Annotated in this window: 17 protein-coding genes; 6 read left to right on the plus strand and 11 right to left on the minus strand. The window is 72.7% G+C overall.

The window, feature by feature from the left end:
- Window positions 1–64: 64 nt before the first annotated feature.
- Genes ACFC02_RS22980 through ACFC02_RS23000 form a run of 5 tightly spaced genes read right to left on the minus strand, consistent with a single transcriptional unit; the run spans window position 65 to window position 6,691 of the window.
- On the minus strand, window positions 65–1,477 hold the full coding sequence (locus tag ACFC02_RS22980; RefSeq protein WP_376360303.1) for a hypothetical protein: 1,413 nt from the start codon (window positions 1,475–1,477) through the stop codon (window positions 65–67).
- Complete coding sequence (locus ACFC02_RS22985) at window positions 1,474–3,492, minus strand: alpha-1,4-glucan--maltose-1-phosphate maltosyltransferase (protein ID WP_376360306.1); 2,019 nt, start codon at window positions 3,490–3,492, stop codon at window positions 1,474–1,476. The genes ACFC02_RS22980 and ACFC02_RS22985 overlap by 4 nt, the downstream gene beginning before the upstream one ends.
- Window positions 3,489–4,121 (minus strand): DJ-1/PfpI family protein, encoded by a 633-nt coding sequence (locus tag ACFC02_RS22990; RefSeq protein WP_360962106.1) that lies wholly within the window; start codon window positions 4,119–4,121, stop codon window positions 3,489–3,491. Before ACFC02_RS22990 ends, ACFC02_RS22985 begins: the two co-directional genes overlap by 4 nt.
- A 3-nt stretch (window positions 4,122–4,124) precedes the next feature.
- On the minus strand, window positions 4,125–5,804 hold the full coding sequence (locus ACFC02_RS22995; protein ID WP_376360310.1) for a thiamine pyrophosphate-binding protein: 1,680 nt from the start codon (window positions 5,802–5,804) through the stop codon (window positions 4,125–4,127).
- A 47-nt stretch (window positions 5,805–5,851) separates the two neighbouring features.
- Window positions 5,852–6,691, minus strand: a complete 840-nt coding sequence (locus ACFC02_RS23000) for a type 1 glutamine amidotransferase domain-containing protein (protein WP_376360314.1) — start codon at window positions 6,689–6,691, stop codon at window positions 5,852–5,854.
- 285 nt (window positions 6,692–6,976) lie between these two features.
- Between ACFC02_RS23000 and ACFC02_RS23005 the strand changes: the two genes are divergently transcribed.
- From ACFC02_RS23005 to ACFC02_RS23030, 6 genes are all read left to right on the plus strand, one after another.
- Complete coding sequence (locus tag ACFC02_RS23005; RefSeq protein WP_376360317.1) at window positions 6,977–7,399, plus strand: nuclear transport factor 2 family protein; 423 nt, start codon at window positions 6,977–6,979, stop codon at window positions 7,397–7,399.
- A 7-nt stretch (window positions 7,400–7,406) separates the two neighbouring features.
- Window positions 7,407–9,008, plus strand: coding sequence for a GMC family oxidoreductase (locus ACFC02_RS23010; protein ID WP_376360320.1), 1,602 nt, complete (start codon window positions 7,407–7,409; stop codon window positions 9,006–9,008).
- Entirely contained in the window at window positions 8,995–9,831 is an 837-nt protein-coding gene (locus ACFC02_RS23015; RefSeq protein ID WP_376360323.1) for an ester cyclase, read from the plus strand. The genes ACFC02_RS23010 and ACFC02_RS23015 overlap by 14 nt, the downstream gene beginning before the upstream one ends.
- A gap of 41 nt (window positions 9,832–9,872) precedes the next feature.
- Window positions 9,873–10,247 carry a nuclear transport factor 2 family protein gene (locus ACFC02_RS23020; RefSeq protein WP_376360350.1) on the plus strand — a complete coding sequence of 125 codons (375 nt, stop codon included), beginning with the start codon at window positions 9,873–9,875 and terminating at the stop codon, window positions 10,245–10,247.
- Between the two features lie 5 nt (window positions 10,248–10,252).
- Window positions 10,253–10,696 (plus strand): VOC family protein, encoded by a 444-nt coding sequence (locus ACFC02_RS23025; protein ID WP_376360326.1) that lies wholly within the window; start codon window positions 10,253–10,255, stop codon window positions 10,694–10,696.
- Between the two features lie 108 nt (window positions 10,697–10,804).
- Entirely contained in the window at window positions 10,805–11,635 is an 831-nt protein-coding gene (locus ACFC02_RS23030) for an SDR family NAD(P)-dependent oxidoreductase (protein WP_376360329.1), read from the plus strand.
- Between the two features lie 57 nt (window positions 11,636–11,692).
- On the opposite strand, the gene ACFC02_RS23035 is transcribed toward ACFC02_RS23030, so the two are convergent.
- From ACFC02_RS23035 to ACFC02_RS23060, 6 genes are all read right to left on the minus strand, one after another.
- Complete coding sequence (locus ACFC02_RS23035; RefSeq protein ID WP_376360332.1) at window positions 11,693–13,327, minus strand: FAD-binding oxidoreductase; 1,635 nt, start codon at window positions 13,325–13,327, stop codon at window positions 11,693–11,695.
- A gap of 238 nt (window positions 13,328–13,565) precedes the next feature.
- A complete protein-coding gene (locus ACFC02_RS23040) occupies window positions 13,566–14,975 on the minus strand; it encodes an MFS transporter (RefSeq protein ID WP_376360334.1) in 1,410 nt (469 codons plus the stop codon).
- Between the two features lie 7 nt (window positions 14,976–14,982).
- A complete protein-coding gene (locus ACFC02_RS23045; protein ID WP_376360337.1) occupies window positions 14,983–16,446 on the minus strand; it encodes an aldehyde dehydrogenase family protein in 1,464 nt (487 codons plus the stop codon).
- A 189-nt stretch (window positions 16,447–16,635) separates the two neighbouring features.
- Window positions 16,636–17,781, minus strand: coding sequence for a low temperature requirement protein A (locus ACFC02_RS23050; RefSeq protein WP_376360339.1), 1,146 nt, complete (start codon window positions 17,779–17,781; stop codon window positions 16,636–16,638).
- 479 nt (window positions 17,782–18,260) lie between these two features.
- Entirely contained in the window at window positions 18,261–18,983 is a 723-nt protein-coding gene (locus ACFC02_RS23055; protein WP_376360342.1) for a VOC family protein, read from the minus strand.
- Between the two features lie 816 nt (window positions 18,984–19,799).
- On the minus strand, window positions 19,800–20,732 hold the full coding sequence (locus ACFC02_RS23060) for a pirin family protein (protein ID WP_376360345.1): 933 nt from the start codon (window positions 20,730–20,732) through the stop codon (window positions 19,800–19,802).
- Window positions 20,733–20,850 lie beyond the last annotated feature (118 nt).

Consider the following 20,850-nt stretch of genomic DNA (forward strand, 5'->3'; position numbering starts at 1 on the left):
GGTGGGTCGGTGGTCGCCGGCCCGGCTGCCCGCGTCCTGGTGGGCGCGGGGTCCGGGCCGGCCTTCAGGTGCGGGCCAGCCGGTGCACCGCCTCCAGCGGGATCGGCAGCCAGTCCGGGCGGTGGCGGGACTCGTAGACGGCCTCGTAGACCGCCTTGTCCGCCTCGAAGGCCCGCAGGGGAAGGGGATGGCAGTGCGGGTCCGTGCCGCCGGCGTCCGCGTAGCCGGCGAGGAACGCGCGCCGGTTGCGGACCGCCCACGCGTGCGCGCGGCGGGCGCGGCGCAGGCGGGCGCCAGGGGTGTCGTCCAGGTCGCGGGCGCGCAGGGAGCGCAGACCCGCACGGGCGGCATAGTCGAAGGAGCGGAGCATGCCCGCCACGTCCTTGAGCACGGGTTGCGCCCCGGCGCGTTCCGCGGCCGGCCGGGCCGGTTCGCCCTCGAAGTCGATCAGCTGCCAGCCGGCCGGTGTGGGCAGCGCCTGCCCCAGGTGCAGGTCGCCGTGGACCCGCTGGGCGAGCACCGCGCCGCCGCGCGCGCCCGCCCGTGCGTAGGCGTCGTAGAGCCGGGCGATCCCGGCGCGGTGCCGGGCCAGCGCCGGTACCTCCCGCACCGCGCCGTCCAGGCGTTCGGTCATCCCGGCCGCCTGCCGTGCGATGTCGTCCGGGGTGAGGCGCACGCGCGGGAACACGTCGGCCAGCGTCGTGTGCACCTCGGCGACGGCCGCGCCCAGTGCACGGGCGTGTGCGGTGAAGCCGCCGGTCGCCGGGACGGTGGAGCAGGTGCCGTCCACGCAGTCGGCGACCTGCCGCACGGCGATCTGCCAGCCGTCGCCGTCGGCCGGCAGCAGGTCCTCCATGAGGCCGAGGACCAGGCCGGTGCCGCCGGTGAGCAGGGTGCCGTGCAGCCGGGGGGTGCGCGGGCAGCGCGCCTGGGTGAGCGCGTGCAGCGTCTCGACCTCCAGGTGCGGGCCGGGCTCGGGCCGCCGGTAGATCTTCAGCAGCAGCCGGTCGCCGTAGACGACGGCGCTGTTGCTCTGTTCGGCGGTCAGCGGCCGGGGCACGAGGCCCACCGGCAGCGGCATCCGGGTGGTGCGCTGCATGCGCAGCCCGCCGTCCGTGCCGCGGGCCAGGTGGCGCAGGAGTACGCCCATGAGGGCGGCGTCCTGCGTGGCCTCGTACAGGGTCCAGCCGCGCCAGTCCCCTTCGGTCACCTGTCCGATGGCAGCGCCCGCGAGCCGCGGGGGCAGTTCGGGGCGCAGGCCGAGCAGGCACTGGTACAGCTGCCCGTCTCCGGTACGCAGCACCGTGTGCAGCAGGGCGGGCGCCTGTTCCCGTACGACGTCGGCCACGACCGGGGTGAGCCCGTCGGCGGGGCCGGCCCCGGCCGCGTACCAGCGGCGGGTCCGCAGCCAGGGGTCGAGCAGCGGCAGCAGCGGGGCGACGGGCTGCCGCTGCCCGACGAGGGGGGCGAGGGTCATGCCGGCTCCCCGGCGAGGACCAGGAGGTGGGCCGGGGAGCGGCCCGGTTCCAGGTGGAAGTACGTCTCGCGGCCCCAGGCGTGGATCTCGCCGGTGAGTTCGTCACGCAGCTTCAGGGATCCGTCGTCGGGCAGGCCGAGCGCGGCCAGGTCGAAGGTGACGGTGCCCTCGGCCGGCAGGTACGGGTCGAGGTTGACGACGGCGAGGACGGTGTCGAGCGACCCGTCGGGCAGCCTCACCTGCTTGGAGTAGGCGATGACCTGCGGGTGCGGCACGCTGTGGAAGCGGAGGTTGCGCAGTTCCTGGAGAGCCGGGTGGGCGCGGCGCAGCTCGTTGAGGCGGGTGATCAGGGGGGCGATGGAGCGGCCCTCGGCGTCGGCGGCGGCCCAGTCGCGCGGGCGCAGCTCGTACTTCTCGGAGTTCTTGTAGTCCTCGGTGCCCGGCTGGAGGACCTCGTTCTCGCACAGTTCGTACCCGGCGTACACGCCCCAGGTCGGGGCGAGTGTCGCGGCCAGCACGGCGCGCGTCTCGAAGGCGGGGCGGTCGCCGCCCTGGAGGTAGGCGTGCAGGATGTCCGGCGTGTTGACGAAGAGGTTGGGACGCAGGAAGTCGGCGCTGTCGTGCGCGAGTTCATGCGCGTACTCGGTCAGCTCCTCCTTCTCGTTCTTCCAGGTGAAGTACGTGTACGACTGCTGGAAGCCGGCCTGCGCGAGGGCGTGGACCATGGCGCGCCGGGTGAAGGCCTCGGCGAGGAAGACCACGTCGGGGTCGCGGCCGTTGATCTCCGCGATCACCCGCTTCCAGAAGCCGACGGGTTTGGTGTGCGGGTTGTCGACGCGGAAGATCCGTACGCCCTGGTCCATCCAGAAGCGCAGCAGCCGCACGCTCTCGGCGACGAGCCCTTCGAAGTCCCGGTCGAAGGCGAGGGGGTGGATGTCCTCGTACTTCTTGGGCGGGTTCTCGGCGGGGGCGACCGAGCCGTCGAGCCGCTGGGTGAACCACTCGGGGTGCTCGGTGAGCCACGGGTGGTCGGGCGAGCACTGGAGGGCGAAGTCGAGTGCGACCTCCAGGCCCAGCTCGCCGGCCCTGGCGACGAACCGGCGGAAGTCGTCGAGGGTGCCCAGGTCCGGGTGGACGGCGTCGTGGCCGCCCTCGGCCGAGCCGATGGCCCACGGCGATCCCACGTCGTGCTCGCCGGCGACGAGGGCGTTGTCCCGGCCCTTGCGGTGGGTGCGCCCGATGGGGTGGATCGGCGGCAGGTACACCACGTCGAAGCCCATCGCGGCGATCGCGGGCAGCCGCAGCGCCGCCGTCGCGAACGTCCCGCTGACCGGCGGGCCGCCGTCGGTCAGCCGGGCGCCCTCCGAGCGCGGGAACATCTCGTACCAGGCGCCGACGAGGGCCCTGCGCCGCTCCACGAGCAGCGGCAACGGCCAGGTGGGGGTGACCAGTTCGCGCAGCGGGTGCCGCCGCAGCGCGGCGGCCGCCTCGGGGGCGGCGCTCGCGGCGAGCCGCCGGGAGACGGGGCTCGTGCCGTCGCCCAGGGCGCGGGCCACCGCCCTGACCGCCTCGCGGCGGCCGGCGTCCGGGATCCCGTGGGCGGCCCGCTCGTACAGCAGCGCGCCCTCGGCGAGCATCAGCTCGACGTCGACGCCGGCCGGGATCTTCACCTCGGCGTCGCGGCGCCAGGTGGCGACGGGGTCGGCCCACGCCTCGACGCCGTAGGTCCATCTGCCGGGCTCCGGGACCACGACGGTGGCCTCCCACCGGTCGGCGTCCGGGTCGACGAGGGTCATCGGGATCCAGCCCGCAGTCAGGCCCCGCGCGTCCCGCAGCACGACGTTGGCGCCGATCTCGCCCGAGCCCTCGCGGAACACGGTGGCGCTGACGGTGAGGGTCTCCCCCGCGACGGCCTTCACGGGCACGGCCCCGCCGCGCACCTGGGGACGGACGTCGCGCACGGGAATGCGGTCGCTGACGGGAACGCGGGCGCCGGGGTCCATGACGGCGGTCATCGCGCACCTCCCAGAGCCGTGGCCCGGCCCGCGCCCCGCGCCCGCGCGGCCCGGTCCCCCTCGCGGGCGGCGATCAGGTCGATGATCGTCCGGGCGAAGAGGTGGCAGTGCGCCCCGGTGCGCCCGGTGACCAGGTCGTCGTCGACGACCACGTCCTCGTCGACGTACAGGCCGCCCATGTTCCGCAGGTCGCCGAGCAGGTTGTTGTGGACGACGGCGCGGCGCCCGCGCACCAGGTGCGGCACCGGGGCGGTCAGCCACATGCCGTGGCAGATGATGCCCTTGACGATGGCCGGGTCCTGGAAGGCCCGTCTCAGGAACCGTGCGGCGGGCGGGAGTTCGTCCGGGTCCTCGGTGTAGCGCAGGCGGTCGGAGACCATCCCGGAGGGGACGATCACCGCCGAGAACTCCTTGAGCGCGAACTCGTCGACGTCCTCGAAGGACTCGCGCACGACGAACGGCATCCGGTGCTCGTGCCCCTGGAAGGTGATCTCGTCCTGGCCCCACATCCGGGACAGGAAGTGCACCTCGGCGCCTTCCTCGGGGAAGCGGTGCTGGTAGTAGAGGATCTCGGGTTCGTAGAAGTCGCTCTCCAGCAGGATCGCGATCTTGTGTCCGTTCAGTCGCACGGCTCACTCCTGCCTTCCGCGTCCGGTGACCAGGTCGACCAGGAACGGGCCGGGGGTGCCGAGCGCCTGCTCGACGGCCGCGGCGGCCTGGTCGGGTTTCTCGACCCGGACGCCCGGGACGCCCAGGGAGCGGGCGAGGCCCACGAAGTCGATGGCCGGCGTGGACAGGTCGAACATCTCCGGCTGCCCGTGCGCGGCGATGTCCACGCTCTTCCAGTACTCCTCGATGTTGAGTTCGAGGAGCCGGTAGCTGCTGTTGTTGCAGATGACGAACTTGGCCCCGATGCCGTAGCGGGCCGCCGTCCACAGGGCCTGGATCGTGTACAGGGAACCGCCGTCGCCGGTGAAACCGACCACCGTCCGCTCCGGGTGGGCGAGCTGCGCGGCGATGGCGCCGGGGATGCCCACCCCGAGGGAGCCGCCCCTGGTCTGGTGCCAGTGGCCGGGGCGGGTCGGCGGCAGGTGGCGGGTGAGGTCGGGGGACGCGGTGAGCGCCTCGTCGAAGACGACGGCGTCCTCGGGGAGCCTGCGTGCCAGCTCCTGGAGGAAGGCCTGCGTCGGCAGGGCGTCCGGGTCGAGCGCGGTGTCGTCCTGGCGGCGGGCGGCGGCCCGTTCGCGCGAGCGCGCCGCCGACCGCTGGGCGAACCACTCGTCCGCCCGCGCCCGGTCCCGCGGGCTCATCCGCCGCTCCAGCGCGTGGGCGAGCCCGTCGAGGGCGTGCCGCGGGTCGGCGGCGATGCCCAGGTCGACGGGGAAGTTCTTGGCGATGGCGTCGGTGTCCAGGTCGATGTGGACGACGGGGGCGCCGTCGGCGAAGACGCCGTCGAGGGCCGGGAAGACCTCGGGGAGCGCGTACGTGCCCACGAGGAGGACGGCGTCGGCCGCCGCGGTGACCTTCCGGCTGCTCTCGCCGAACATGTGGCCCAACTGCCCCGCGTAGGAAGGGTGTTCGACGGACAGGTTCACCTCGGCCCAGTCCGCTCCCCACACCTCGGCGCCCCATGTCCGCGCGAGCCGCCCCAGTTCCTCCTGGGCGCCCGCGAAGTGCACCCCGTCGCCCGCGATCACGATCGGCCGCTCGGCTCCAGCGAGGAGAGCGGCCGCCCGGTCGAGCACCTCGGGAGCGGCGGTGGCCGTGACGTCGACGTAGGAGGTGGGCACGGCCGGCTCGGCGGTGTCCCGGTCCATGACGTCGGCGGGCAGGACGACGAGCACCGGGCCGTACGGCGGGGTCGCCGCCACCTTGAAGGCGCGGCGCAGCACCCGCAGCGCCGAGCCGGGGTCGACCACGCGCGTCGCCCACTTGGTGACGGGCTCGGCCATCGCGACCAGGTCGACCGCCATCTGGGCGTCCATGGCGTCGTAGCGCAGCCCCGCCTCGCCGGCGATGGCCACCAGCGGGGCGTGCCCGCGCCCTGCCTGGTAGAGCATGCCGACCGCGTTGCCGACTCCGACACCGGTGTGCAGCTGCATCACGGCCGGGGTGCGCGTGGCCCGCGCGTAGCCGTCGGCGAGGCCGACGACACTGGATTCCTGGAGCGCGAGGACGTACTCGATGTCCGGGAAGTTGCGCAATTCGTCGAGGAAGCCCTGCTCGACCGTGCCGGGGTTGCCGAACATGTACCGCACCCCGTCGGCTCGCAGCTGTTCGAGGATCGCGACCCGCGCGGGCCTGCTGACCATGACGTGCACCTTTCTGCGAAGGTTTACATGGCTGCCGTGCGGGTGGGTCAGTCGTCGGCCCTGAAGCCCCACTGGCGCAGGCCGTCCTCCAGGACCTCGACGAGCTTCTGGCCCGTCAGGTAGGAGTCGGGGGTCGAGCGGCCGGTGATGAAGGGGTAGTCGACGATGACCGACGTCTCCTTGCCGAAGTTGCCGTGGAAGGCGCCGCCGGGAGCGGTCGCGTCGCGCAGGATGTACTCCAGCGGGTACGGCGGCGGGCCGATCACGAAGTCGGTGCCCATGAAGCCGGTGCCGTCCTTGTAGTCGTACTCGATGCAGTGCCCGGTGACGTGCTTGCCCCGGATGATCGAGACGCGGTCCTCCTGGTCGCGGGCGAAGGCCAGCGGCGCGACGCCGTAGCACTCGGCGGCGATCGGCCGGTCCAGGGCGTGGAACGCGAGGATCAGGTCGTGCACCCGCCAGTTGTTGGCGAGGTCGACGATGGGCCCGGAGCCGCCGACGATGAGCAGGGCGTCGTATCGGTCGGCGATCTGGTCGCGGATCTGCTCCAGGCGGGTGTTGTACGCCTCCCAGTCACGCAGGAAGTACGGCTTGGAGCGGTAGGGGCGGTCGGGCAGCCAGGACGACAGGTCGAGCGGGCCGTCCAGCCGCGGCGAGCTGTCGACGGCCCGGACCTTGGCGGCCATCTCGGGCGTGGTGACGGAGCGGCCGAGCGGCGGGTCCACGTAGTCGGGGTCCATGCTCGGCGGCAGGGCGACCGGGCGCTTGCCGGTGGGCGTGGCGAACGCGACCTGGTAGCCGGCCTTGTCGAAGGTCTCCAGCGGGCCGATCAACTCCTCGCCCCAGTAACCGTATTCGGACAGGACGACGAGGATGCGCTTGCTCATGGGGTGTCCTCTCGTGCGACGCGGGTCGGATGGGACCGGTCGAACTCATGTCTACGTTTCGCGGGCCGGGCCCGGCGGCTCCGGCCGTCCCGATCGCGCCACATCCCCAAGTGGGCGCGCGTACTACGCCATTTCGCCCCGCGACGTCGGCAAGCCCGCGGTCCGACCTCACGCAATGCCCCGGCCGATCCCCCGGGGCCGGACCCGGGCCCTCGCCGCCGTGGCCCAATCGACCGGGACACATCCGGAAGACACCGGACACTCCTTCAGCGAGAGGGACTTGGCATGACGACCGCACAGAGCCCGCGGACGGAGCCCGGCCAGGACGTCGCCGCGTTCGTCCAGCACTGGTACGACATCCTGAGCAGCCACGAGCCCGTCGAGGACCTGCTGGCGTACGTGATCGACGACGGCCTGGAGATGGCGTTCCCCGAGCGCACCCTGCGCGGCCACGCCGACTTCCGCGACTGGTACGCGGCGGTGGGCGCGAGCTTCGGCCCGCAGAGCCACATCGTGGAGAAGCTGCGCACGCACGAGCACGACGGTCTCGTCGACGTCGAGGTGACCGTCGTGTGGACCGCGAAGAACCTCTCCGACGGCAGCGTGTCGGCCCTGCGCATCGACCAGGACTGGCAGCTGGTGCGCGACGGTGCGGACGGGGCGTTGCGCATCCGCACCTACCACGTCGGCGCCCTGAACCCGGCCTGAGCCGGCGATGCGAGAGGTTCCCATGTCGTACGACTACGTCGTCGTCGGCGCCGGCAGCGCGGGCTGCGCCGTGGCGAGCCGGCTCAGCGAGGACCCGGACGTCAGCGTGCTGCTCCTGGAGGCCGGCGGCTGGGACGAGCGGCCGGAGATCCACCGCACCGACGCCGCCTCCCTCCTCGCCCTGCTGACCAGCGAGTGGAGCCCCACGATCGACTGGGGGTACGCGACCGAGCCGGAGGCCGGCCTCGGCGGTCGCCGCGTCCCGGTGGCCCGCGGCAAGGTGGCGGGCGGCTGCAGTTCCGTGAACGCCCTGATGTGGGTGCGCGGCAGCCGCCACGACTACGACGGCTGGGCGGCGGCGGGCAACCCCGGCTGGTCGTACGCGGACGTGCTGCCCGCCTTCCGCCGCGCCGAGGACTACGACCGCGGCGGCGACGCGCTGCGCGGCAAGGGCGGCGCCGTGCGGGTGCGCGACCACACCGATCCGACGCCGGTCGCGAAGGCGTTCGTCGCGGCCGCCCGCCACCTCGGCTTCGACGCGCCCGGCGACGACTACAACGGCGAACGGCAGGACGGCTACGGCTTCCTGTACCAGACGACCCGTACCGACGACGGCGCCCGTGCCTCGACGGCGACCGCCTATCTGCGTCCCGCGCTCGACCGTCCGAACCTGACCGTGGCCACCGGCGCGCACGCCACCCGGCTGCTGCTCGACGGCACCCGCGTCACCGGCGTCGCCTACGTCCAGGACGGGCAGCACCGGCAGGCGTGGGCGGACGGGGAGGTCGTGGTCAGCGCGGGCGCCTTCGAGACGCCGAAGCTGCTGATGCTCTCCGGGATCGGCCCGGCCCCACACCTGCGCGCGCACGGCATCACCGTCGTGCAGCACCTGCCCGGCGTCGGCGGCAACCTGCAGGACCACCTGTTCGTGCCGGTGTGCTACCGGTCCCGCGAGGAGCACCCCGAGGGGGCACTGCTGTCCGAGGCGGGCCTGTTCACGCACACCCAGGGCGGCGGGGAGGGCCGGTCGCCCGATCTGCAGTTCACGTTCGGGCCGGTCAAGTTCCTCGCCCCCGACGCGCCCGCCGAGCAGCACGCGGGGCCCGGCTTCACGTTCGCGCCGATCGCGCTGCTGCCCGAGAGCCGCGGCCGCGTCCGGCTGCGCTCCACCGACCCGGCGGCCCCCGCCGTCGTGCAGGCCGGCTACCTGACGGCAGGAGCCGACGTGGACGTCCTGGTCCACGGGGTGCTGCTGGCCCGGGAGCTGGCGCACACCGCGGCCTTCGACCGGCTGCGCGGCGAGGAACTGGGGCCCGGCGCGGGCGTGCGCGACCCCGGTGAGCTGCGGGCCTACGTCGCCGCGCGCGCGACCACCCTGTGGCACCCGGCCGGCACCTGCCGCATGGGCACGGGAGGGGACGCGGTCACCGACCACGAGCTGCGCGTGCACGGCGTCGCCGGGCTCCGCGTCGCCGACGCCTCCGTGATGCCGACGATCGTCGCGGGCAACACCAACGCGCCCAGCGTGATGATCGGCGAGCGCGCTGCCGAGCTGATCAAGGACTCCCACCACCGACGGACCGAGGAGACCCACCATGCCCACCTCTGAGAACACCACCGAGAACTCCGCGAGCGTCGCGCTGTACCGGCGCTTCCTCGACGCCTTCAACGCGGCGGACTATGACGCCGTGGCCCAGGTCGTCGGCGAGGACTTCACCGACCACCACCCCGGCTTCGAGATCAAGGGCCTGGACGACTACCTGGCCGCGCTGCGCGCCGCCCACGCGACGTACGGCCTCAAGGGGGAGCTCCAGGAGGCGCTGCCCGTCGGCGGCCCGGAGGGCGACGACAAGGTCGTCACGCGGGTGAAGCTGACCGGGACGCACGGCGGCACGGTCTTCGGCTTCCCGGCGACCGGCCGTGCGGTGGAGTGGACCACCACGGAGATCTGGCGGGTCGAGGACGGCCGGTTCGTGGAGCGCTGGGCTCAGGACGACCTGCTCGGCCTGCGCGAGCAGGTCTCCACGGACGCGGCGAACCTGGCGACCGTGCAGGCGGTCAGCGACGCCGTGAACGAGCGCCGCTACGACGACCTCGACGCGCTGTTCGGCCCGACGTTCCGGGACAACAACCCGGCCTGGGACGTGTCGAGCCTGGACGAGCTGAAGGTCGTCATCAAGGCCGCGCACGACGCCCTCGACTTCACCGTGCGCCTCGACGCCCTGTACCCGGCCTCCCCGGACAAGGTGATCATGCACATCACCTTCCACGGCAAGCACATCGCCCCGTTCTTCGGCCAGGAGCCCGACGGACGCGAGGTCTCCTGGACCAGCCTGGAGGTGTACCGCCTGGAGGACGCCAAGGTCGTCGAGCGCTGGGTGCAGGCCGACACCGCGGGCCTGATGCGCCAGCTGGACGTGGAGCTTCCGTGACACCCGCAACCCAGCCGATCCCGTACGCCGAGGAGGCCGCGATGAACACCCGAGAGATCGTCGACACCTACTACCGGCTCGCCAACCTGGGCGACTGGGACCCCTGGTGCGACCTGTTCGCCGTCGACCAGACGATGGACGAGCAGCTCGCCGGACACGTCGAGGGACGCGAGACCCTGCGGGACATGATGAAGGGGTTCCCGCAGATGTACGCGTCCTTCTCCAACGTCCCCGTGCACGTCGTCGTCGACGGCGAGCAGGCCGCCGTCGTCTCGCACATCTCCGCCCGCACCCCGCGGGGCGAGACCGTCGAGGCCGACGTGTGCAACTACTTCAGGATCGCCGGCGGCGAGATCGTCTACATGACGAACGTGCACGACACGGTGCCCTTCGCCGCCGTCACCGGTGGGGCGTGAGGCCCGTGTCCGCACCCGCGAACGCCCGCTGGTCGCACGTCGGCCTCAACTGCCGTGACCAGAGGGCCACGGAGGAGTTCTACCGGCGCTGGTTCGGCTTCGAGCGGGCCCGCGTCGTGGAGGCCGACGGGAGCCGGGTCGTCTTCCTCAAGGCCGGCCCCGTCTACATCGAACTCTTCCCCACCGAGTCCGAGCCCGCCTTCCCCACCGCGAAGGACGGCCCGGACAACCCCGGCGCCGCCCGCCACCTGGCCTTCCAGGTCGACGACGTGGACGCGTTCATGGAGGCGGCCGGCGGGGAGCTGGAGGTGCTGCTCGGGCCGCTGGCCTTCGACGCGTTCATCCCCGGCTGGAAGACGGTCTGGGTGGCCGATCCCGACGGGGTCGTCATCGAGGTGAGCCAGGGCTACACCGACCAGACCTCCGCAGAACTGCGGTCCTACGCGTGAGCACGTGATCCGCGTACGCCCGCACCGGGCACGGCCGGTCGACCTCGACCGGCCGTGCCTTCCACCATGTTCCGACACGCACGAGGAAACACCGGGAAAATGGAGACCATGAGCCCTGTCAGCGAACAGACGATCCTCATCACCGGCGCGACCGACGGACTCGGCCGCGCCCTCGCCCTCGAACTCGCCGATCAGGGCGCCACGCTGATCCTGCACGGCCGCAGCGCCCGCAAGGGGCAGGAGCTGCTGGCGGAGCTGCGGGAGCGGACCGGCGCCGACCGGTTCCACTACGAGCTGGCCGACTTCTCCTCCCTGGAGGAGATCCGCAAGCTCGCCGACCGCGTCCTGGCCGGGTACGACCGGCTCGACGTGCTCGTCAACAACGCCGGGATCGGCGTCGAGCTGGCCCGCCAGGAGAGCCAGGACGGTCACGAACTCACCTTCCAGGTCGACTACCTGGCCGGCTACATGCTCAGCTGCACCCTGGCCCCGCTGCTGGTGCGCTCGGCCCCGGCCCGGATCGTCAACGTCACCTCGGCCGGGCAGGCCCCGCTCGACTTCGACGACGTCATGCTGGAGCACGGCTGGGACGGCGGACAGGCCTACTGCCAGGCGAAGCTGGCCCAGATCAGCCTCACCAAGGACCTGGCCGAGCAGCTGGCCGGCACGGGGGTCACGGTCAACGCCCTGCACCCGGCCTCGTACATGCCGACGAAGATCGTGGTGAACCTCTTCACCCCGCAGAGCACCCTGGAGGAGGGCATGCGCAACACCGCCCGCCTCGTCACCGACCCGGCGCTCGCGCAGGTGAGCGGCGAGTACTTCAACCGGGCCGCCCCGGCGCGGGCCGGCGCCCAGGCGTACGACCCGGCGGCGCGGGCGCGGCTGCGGGAGCTGAGCGAGTCGCTGACCGGCGTCGTCCTGCCGCCGCTCGGCTGACACACGGGACAGCGCGCGACCCCCGCCCCTCGGCCGAGGGGCGGGGGTCGCGGTGTCTCACCGGCAGGCCGTGACGGACAGCGCGTGGTGGAAGACGTTGCGCGGGTCCCACTGCTTCTTCACCGCTTGCAGGCGCGGGTAGTTGCCCTTCCAGTACAGCGTCTGCCAGGGCACCCCCGAGGTGTTCCACCGCGGGTCGGTCAGGTCGGGGTCGGGGTAGTTGATGTACGACCCGTCGGCGTCGCCGTCCGGCAGCGGCACGCCCCCGGTGGCGGCGTAGAAGTCCCGGTACAGGGCGCGCAGCCAGGCGACGTGCCGGTCGTCCTCGGCCGGGTCGGTCCAGTACGTCAGGAAGTTGGCCTTCAGCATGGAGTCGCGCTGGGCCAGGGCGGTGGCGTCGGGGGCGACCGTGGTGACCTGGGCCCCGTAGGAGAAGAGGATCGCGCCGCCGTGTCCCGTGTACGTCCGGTCGCTGAGGTTGCGGTACAGGACCGCGAGCTGCGCGTCGGACCAGCCCTTGCGCAGGTAGGCGCCCTTGAACTTGCCGCGGTTGTACAGCCCGGTGTCGTAGTGGTCCTTGAGGGACTCCTTGAGCCACGGCGTGCTGTGCGCGGTGGTGGTGTGCGGGGCGCCTACTCCTTCGGCGATCGCCGCGATGTAGCTGTCCAGCAGCTGCCGGGAGTTCGGCAGGGAACCGTCGAGCTGCGCGGTGAGGGAGACGGCGCCCTGGACGTAGTTGTAGAGCAGGAGTGCGCTGTTGAGGGTGTCGTAGTCGGAGCCCGGTGTGTTGTGGGCGGCGTGCCAGGCGTTGTGGTTGCGGACGATGCGGGTGAAGTCCGCCTCGGTCAGGTCCGTCCACTTCCAGCTGGTGGAGGTCTTGAGCAGGCTGTGCGGCGGCTTGGGCAGCAGGCCCGCCGGGTCGGTGCCGGTGGCGTCCGGGGAGCGGAACCAGAAGGTGGTCACGATCCCGAACTGGCCGCCGCCACCGCCGGTGTGGGCCCACCACAGCTCACGGTGCGGGTCGTCGGCCTCGCGGGTGGCGACCACGGAGCGGGCGGTGCCGGTGGAGTCGACGTACACCACCTCCACGGCGTAGAGGTGGTCGACGACCGCGCCGTACTTGCGGTTGAGCGGGCCGTAGCCGCCGCCGGTGACATGGCCTCCGACGCCCACGGTGGGGCAGTCGCCGGCCGGTATGGTCACGCCCCACTCCAGGTAGAGGGTGCGGTAGACCTGGCCGAGGGTGGCGCCGCCCTGGACGGAGAAGGCCCGCCGGGACGCGTCGTAGCCGATGGCGTTCATCTCGGACAGGTCGATGAGGACGCGTACGCCCGGGTCGTCGACGAGGCCGTCGAGGCAGTGCCCGCCGCTGCGCACCGCGATCCGGGCCCCGGCCGTGACCGCCTCCTGCACGGCGGCGACGACCTGGCCGGTGGAGTGCACGAGCCGTATCGTGTCCGGCTCGGCGGTGAACCGGGCGTTGTAGCCGCGCTGGGTGAGGTCCAGGTAGCGCGGGTCCGACGCGGTCACGGTCACCGTGTCGACGAGGGCGCGGCCGGCCTCGTCACCGGCGGCCCGGGGCGCCGCCTCCGCGGCCTGCGCGGCCTGCTGCGTGCCCGGGGTGCCGAGGGCGACGGCACCGCCCACGCCGCCGGCGGTGCCGAGGAATCCACGGCGGGTCAGTCGAGCCATTTCCGCTCCTTCGGGGAAGCTCTCGGGTGAGCTGTGTGTGGTGTGTTGCGTGAAGTGGTGAACCGCGTGAGGTCGAACGCGTCACGTGGAGCGGGTCGGACTCAGCGCGTGAGGTGGATCGCGTCAGGTGGATCGCGTCAGGTGATCAGCGTGCGGCGCCTCGCGGCCGGCCGGCCGGGCCAAAAAGGGCTGCCGCCCCTGGAGCGGACTCCGGGAACGGCAGCGGGGGGTGCGGACGTCAGCCGGTGGCGCGCGCCGGGTTCTCCGCAGCGACGGCCGTCCGGGTGCCGCCCGCCACGGGGGCCGGCGACGACGTCTGCCGCGCCACGAGCAGCCCGGCGGCCACGGCCGCCACCAGGCCGATCAGCGGCACCACAGCGAGCACCCCGATCGCGGTGGACAGGCTCATCGCACCGACCATGCCGCCGACCGCGGCAGAGCCGAGCGAACCGCCGGTGATGAACACGAGCTGGAACACACCCGCGGCCACCCCGTGCACGGAGCTGTCGACCAGGTGCGGCACCGCGGCCATCAGGGCGACCTGACCGGCGCTGAACCCCGACACACAGGCGGCCACCGCGATGACCAGGGCGACGGGCTGGCGCCCCGCGAGCGCGGCGAGCAGCAGCCCGGCGGCGCTGAGCACGGTGAGGGCGGTGACCAGGCGCAGCGGACCCACCTTGTGGGCGAGTCCACCGGCCGTGCGGGACAGGACCGCGCTGACCACACCGGTCGGCAGCAGGATCAGACCGATCTGGGTGACGCTCGGGTCGTGGTCCATGAGGATCAGCCGGGGCGCCGCGAACTGGATGATGAGGTAGCCCGCGAAGAGCGTGAAGCCGGCCGCCGCGGCGAGCACGAAGCGGGCGTTGCTGACGACCAGGCGCGGCAGGAACCCGTCGGGCACCCGGCGCACGTGCCACACGGTGGCCGCGGCCAGCGCGATCGCGAGCACCGCGAGCACCAGGACGAGGGTCTCCTTCAGGTGGGTGGTGCGGGCCTGAAGGAGGACCGCCAGGGCCGCGGCGAGAGCGAGGCAGAGCACGGCGCCGCGCGCGTCCAGGCGTTCGGGGCGGGGCTGGGTGGCGGGTGCGATGCGCAGCACCCGGATCGCGGCGATCGCCGAGAGACCGGGCAGCGCGAGCGCCGCCTGCCAGCCGATCAGGTCGGTCAGGGCGCCCCCGAGCAGTGCGCCGCCGCCGGAGACGATCCCGACGACCGCGCCCATGGTGCCGATGGTGCGCCCGCGTTCGCCGGGCTCGGTGAAGAGGCGGTTGGCGACGCCGAAGGAGAGCACGGCGGCGACGCCACCGCCGATGCCCTGGAGCATCCGGCCCGCGATGACGGCCGGGAACCAGGGGACGGCGACGACGAGGACGGTGCCGGCGAGCAGCAGCACCATGCCGGTGACGATGGGCATGCGCAGACCGCGGATGTCGGCGAGACGGCCGGCGAGGGCGGAGGCGACGGAGAGGGTCAGCGTGTAGCCCGCCAGCACCCAGGCCGTCGCCCCTGAGGCCACCGAGAGGCTGTCGCCGAGCGCGGGCAGCGCGATGGGCGTCGCGGACATTCCGAGCGCGCTGGGCGCCAGGAACGCGCCCAGCACGAGCCCGGCGGAGAGGGCGCCGGGGCGGGTTTGGTCGGACATTTCTACCTCAATCGACATTGACGTACACGGTCTTGTACTGCAGGTACTCCTCGATGCCCTCGGGGCCCAGCTCGCGGCCGTAGCCGGAGGACTTGTAGCCGCCGAAGGACGTAGAGTTCTCGAACGCCGCCCAGGTGTTGACCCAGACGATCCCCGCCTGCAGCCGGGCGGCCACGGTGTGCGCGCGGCGCACGTCGCGGGTGTGCAGACCCGCGGCGAGTCCGTACGGCGTGCCGTTGGCGATCTCGACGGCCTCCTCGTCGGTGTCGAACGGCAGCACCGTCACGACCGGGCCGAAGATCTCCTCCTGCGCGATGCGCATCTGCGGGTGCGCGCCGGTGAAGAGCGTGGGCTGGTGGAAGTAGCCGGGCCCCTCGTGTCCGCGTTCGCCGCCGAAGGCGACGGTGGCGCCCTCCTGGCGGCCGATGCCGACGTACTCGACGACCTTGTCGAGTTGCTGCCGGTGCGCCAGCGGACCGAGCACCGTGTTCTCGTCCAGCGGGTCGCCGACCGGTATCGCGCCCAGTACGCCGGTCAGCGCGTCCACCACCTGGTCGTGCACCGAACGGTGCACCAGCAGCCGGGACCCGCTCATGCAGAACTGGCCGGTGTTGAAGAACCCGGCCTGGAAGGCGGCCTGCACGGCCGCTTCGATGTCCGCGTCGGCGAAGACGATGTTGGCGCCCTTGCCGCCGAGTTCGACGGTGACCTTCTTCAGCGTGCCGGCCGCGGCGGCGATCAGGCGCTTGCCGGTGGCCGTGGAGCCGGTGAAGGAGATCTTGTCGACGCCGGGGTGCTCGACGAGCGCCGCGCCGACACTGGCGCCGCCGCCGGTGACCACGTTGTGCACGCCTTCGGGCAGTCCGGCCTCGGCCATGACGCGGGCGAGCGCCAGGGCGGTCAGCGGCGTCTGCTCGGCGGGCTTGTGGACGATGGTGTTGCCCGCGGCGAGCGCCGGGGCGATCTTGTTGACCGCGAGGTTCAGCGGGAAGTTGAACGGCGTGATGGCGCCGACCACGCCGAGGGGCTCGCGCCGCGTGTACTGCAGGGAGCGGGCGCCCGCCGGGCGGGCGGCGCCCTCCAGTTGCTCGACCATGCCGGCGTAGTAGCGGAAGATCTCGGCGGCGGCCCGGACGTCGAAGCCCCGCGTGAACGTGATCGGCTTGCCGACGTCCAGGGTCTCCAGCCGGGCCAGCTCCTCCCCCGCGGCCTCGATGCCGTCGGCCACGCGCAGCATCAGCCGGCCCCGTTCCTTGGCGGGCATCCCGGCCCAGGGGCCCACGTCGAAGGCGCGCCGTGCCGCCTGCACGGCTCGGTCGAGATCACTTGTCCCGGCCCAGGCCACCTCGCATATGGGTTCCTCGGTGGCCGGGTTGATGTCCTGGACCGTTTCTCCGGAGTCAGCCGGCTGGAACTTGCCGTCGATGAACAGGGAACCGTCGCCGACGGCCTGGGGCAGGGGGATCGTCATCGGACCACTCCTTCGCGAACGGATGCTCGGTCTGTCGCACGCCGCGCGCCGCGGCTGGGCACCCGAGAAAGTTAGGCGCGGGTGGAAGGCGGGGGCCGGGTGGCGGGGCGGGGTCGGCACACTGCGTCAAGTCGCGCTGCGGACCTGGCCACTTGACGGTGATGCGGGTGCCGCGTTCCCCCCTCGGGCTCAGCGTCTGACGAAGATCAGGGGGACGTGCCGGCCGCCGGTCAGCAGCCAGTGCTCCAGGCCGTTGACGGCGATGAGCACGAACGCCACGGCGCCGAGCGTGACCAGTCCCGGCACCAGGGGCGCGGCGAGCGCGAGACCCAGCAGCGCGAGCCCGCCGGCGAAGCGGGTCACGGAGGCGGCACCGAACATCCGGCGGCGCGTGTAGCAGAACGTCAGCGTGAACAGGGCGGCGCCGACGGGCAGCAGTCCCGCGGCCATCCGGTACGGCGTCACGGTGGGCGCCGCGACGATCCGCTCGGCGCCCACCGCGACCAGCAACAGCCCTGACACCAGAGCGAGATGGCCGTAGCTGAGCACGTCGCGCACGACGACGGCGGGCGTCGGATGGGAGCGCAGGGCGTGGGCGACGGCGGACGCGGCGAGGTGGAAGTACAGCCACCACAGGCCGCAGCCGGTGAGGAACGCGAGGGCGACGGCCGCCAGCTCCGTCGGCCCGAGGTGGCGCCCGCCCACCCAGGCGCCGACGGAGACGACGTTCTCGCCGAGGGCGATGATGATGAACAGACCGAACCGCTCCGGCAGGTGGTTGACGCCGAACGCCAGCTGCCGCAGGTGGCCGCTCAGGACGAGCGGCGCGAGGATCTCGGCGACCACGGCGACCGCCCACCCCGCGGTGCGCATCTGGTCCGGCAGGGCGGTCACCCCGAACAGGGCCAGCGCGAAGGCGAGGCCCGCCCGGTAGGGGTGGATGGTGTAGACGGCGCACTCCCGCCGTATCGCCTCGCCTATGAGCAGCCGCAGGGCGAGATAACTGCCCGCGTACAGCAGCGCCTCCGACCTGGTCTCCAACGCGTGCTGCGCGGACATGCACATCCCGTAGGTGGCGAGCCCCGCCAGCAGCAGGAACACACGCTGCATGTTGGTCTCGTGCACGGCGTTCATCGCCATCACGACATCCACCCACGCCCACCACAGCGGCACCAGGACGAGCAGGCAACTGCCCAGCTGCGTCCAGCCCGGGTGCAGCGCGAGCACGTGGGCGACCTGGCTGACTCCGAAGGCGAGCACCAGGTCGTAGAAAAGTTCCGTCCATGTGGCCCGGTCGCGTACGTCCACGCGCGTCCGGGCAGTGACTTCGGCCACCGCTGCACCAGCTTCCTCTCGGGGTACGGACCTGCGACAGGAATCGCGGATTGCAGCACTGACTGTGTACAGCGGACACGCGCACGGCGGAGCGGCGGGCGGCGCGCACCGGGCATGTCGGGAAGTCGGCGGACGGTCTGTCCCAACTCGCCGCGCGCGCCCCAGGACGCGGGTGAAGGCCTCTCCACGCGGCTGTGCTCCCGCCTTCGGCAGCCCGGCCGGCAACGGCGTGCGCGTGGCGGCTGCTGCGCGACGGCGAGGTGATGGACGGTTCCGTCACCGGCCTCGGCATTCAGTGCCGGGGAACACCAGGGCGGCACCCTCGTGCCGGGAACCGAGCCGGTTCCCCTGCCGATCCCGGCCGGCGCCGCAGCCGGGAACGGCCGTAAGCGATCCGGCTCCCAGCGGCGCCGGCTGGCTCGCTGCCGGCGTTTCCCGCACTCCGCCCCGTCCCGCTGCCGGGGCCGCTGCCGCTGCCGCTACCGGGGTATCCGTACGGAGAACTCGTTGCCGTCGGGGTCCAGCATCAGCGCCCGGCCGGCGTCGCCCTCGCCGGTGCCGGTGCGCGTCGCGCCGAGCGAGACCAGGCGGTCCGCCTCCGCCTGCCAGTCGGCGTCGGCGGGGAGCGCCAGCTCGAAGGACAGCCTGTTCGGCCCGGTCTTCGGGGCCACCGGCGGACCACCCCACGTGATCTTCGTACCGCCGTGGGGCGATTGGATCGCGGTCTCCTGGTCCTGGTCCCAGACCAGCGGCCACCGCAGCGCCTCGCTCCAGAAGTAGCCGACCTCCTGCGTACCGTCGCAGGCCAGCGCTCCGATGAAGCCGGTGCCGGCGAGGAAGGCGTTGCCCGCCTCGATGACACAGAACTCGTTGCCGTCCGGGTCGGCGAGCACCACATGCCCCTCTTCGGGGAGTTGGCCGACGTCGATGTGTTCTCCGCCGAGCTCCAGCGCCCTGGCCACCGTGCGCCGCTGATCCTGCGGGGATGCGCTCGTCAGGTCGAAGTGCGCCCGGTTCTGGCCGGTCTTCGGCTCCTGGCCCGGCAGGAAGCGGATGCGGAACCCGGTATGCGCAGGGGGCAGGAGCACGAGGTCGTCGTCCGGGCCGTCGGCCGGCTCCCAGCCCAGGAGTCCGGACCAGAAGCGCGCAAGGTCCGCGGGCCGGGTCGTGCGGAAGCAGACGGCGAACAGTTGGCTGGTCATACCCCGTGCATCTCCGATCCGCCGACGGCGGAACGGCGCCACGCCCTCCCGCGAGCGCAGCCTAGGCGGGCCGCCGCGGCACGCGCATCCGAGTTTCCGCCGCCGCCCGCCCGCTTGCCCTGGCCGAGTGGGTCACGATGCTCAGGGCCACCGGCGAGGGTGAGCACCGCTGCAAGCCCCCACCGCGCCAGGGCGCCCTGCCGCGAGACCCTGCGCAGCCGGCAGCGTGCATCAACCTGCGCGTCCTCGACCCGGAGCACGAGCACCGGCGGCGCGGGTGCGGGGTCCGGCGCCATCCCCAACCGGCTGCGCCCTGCTGTAGGTGGCGGGCGGCCACGCCCCCTTTGACGCGCCGCGAGGGGCCCTCGTGGCGGCGGCCCTGGCCTCGGGATCCACCAACAAGAGGCCCCCAGCACCGTCCGCGCCTGCGCAGCCGATCTCACGACGAAGCCGCACATTGCCGTCTGGTCACCTCCCGCGAGCACCTTGCCGTCCGGGCTGAACGCCCCGGCGCAGAGAGGCGAGCCACCGAGGTCACGGAGAACGCCCTTGCGCTCGCTGGGATCTGGGAAGTCTTCTCCCCCGGTGGAGCCGCCCTGTGGGCGAAGTACGGCTGCGCGTACATCCCTGAGGTGGCACGTCTCGTTCCGGGAGAGGACTGTTCGACACCTCAGACGAGCACACCGTGGAATGGTGCAGCCCCGCGCTTCGCCCGTGCCGAACGCTCGGCCGCCCTCCCGCACGCGGCGGGCCGCGGGAGACGGGGCGCACCGGCGAGTCGCCGACCCGTCGCGGCCCATCATCCGTTTGTGCGGGTCAGCGCACCCGTCCACGTGGCTTCAGCGGCACCGTCGGCACCTCGGGAGCCGGCAGCGGAGCACCGTCGTACCCCTTGACCTCCCCGAACCGCGTCCCTTCCATCCAGTCCAGGCGGGCCTGCACGATCTCCTCCTGCGACCGTCCGATCCAGTTCCAGAACATGATCAGTTCCTCCTCGAACGGCTCGCCGCCCAAGAGCATGACGGAGGCGTCCGAGTCGGCGCGCAGGGGGAGTTCGGGGCGGCCGCAGCCGAGGTAGAGCATCGAGCCGGGCAGGACGGGCACGCCGTCCACGTGGACCTCGCCGGACATGGACAGTACGGCGTACTCGAAGTCCGGTTCCAGGGGGAGGCGTACGTCCGTGCCCCGGGTGAGGGACACGTCGGCGCCGACGATCGGGGTGTACGCCGTGCCGGGCGAGGTCGCGCCGTCGAGGGTGCCGAGGATCAGGGTGGCCTCCAGGCCGGGGGCCGTGACGGTCGGCAGGCCGGCGTGGTGTTCGAAGCGGGGGTCCGTGTGGCGGTGGGCCTGCGGAAGGGCGACCCACAGCTGGGCGCCGTGCAGGAGGCGGGCGTGCGACCGGGGGCTCTCCTCGGAGTGGCTGATGGCCCGGCCCGAGGTCATGAGGCCCAGTTCGCGGGGGCGGATCAGCTGACGGCTGCCGGTCGAGTCTCGGTGCAGTACCTCGCCCTGGCGCAGCCAGCTCACCGTCTGCAGGCCCATGTGCGGGTGCGGTGGCACCTGCATGCCGGGTTCGTCGGCGATGTCGTCGGGGCCGTAGTGGTCGACGAAGCACCAGGCGCCGACCATGCGGCGGCCCAGGTTGGGCAGCAGGCGGCGGACCTCGGTGGACTCGCCGAGTGCGACCCGGCGGGGGCTGAGGAGTTCCCGTACGGGCTCCGCCACCACGAATCCCCGGCCGCCGCACACCGCGGGGACCGCCTGGCGATCTAGTGTCCCGAGTCTTAGGAAAGCCGTAGAAGTATGCTGGGCTCATGGCGCGCATGGGTCGGCCGACGGTCGAAGTGGTTCTGACGGATGACGAGCG

The organism is Streptomyces sp. NPDC056160 (assembly GCF_042268205.1).
GTDB lineage: Bacteria > Actinomycetota > Actinomycetes > Streptomycetales > Streptomycetaceae > Streptomyces.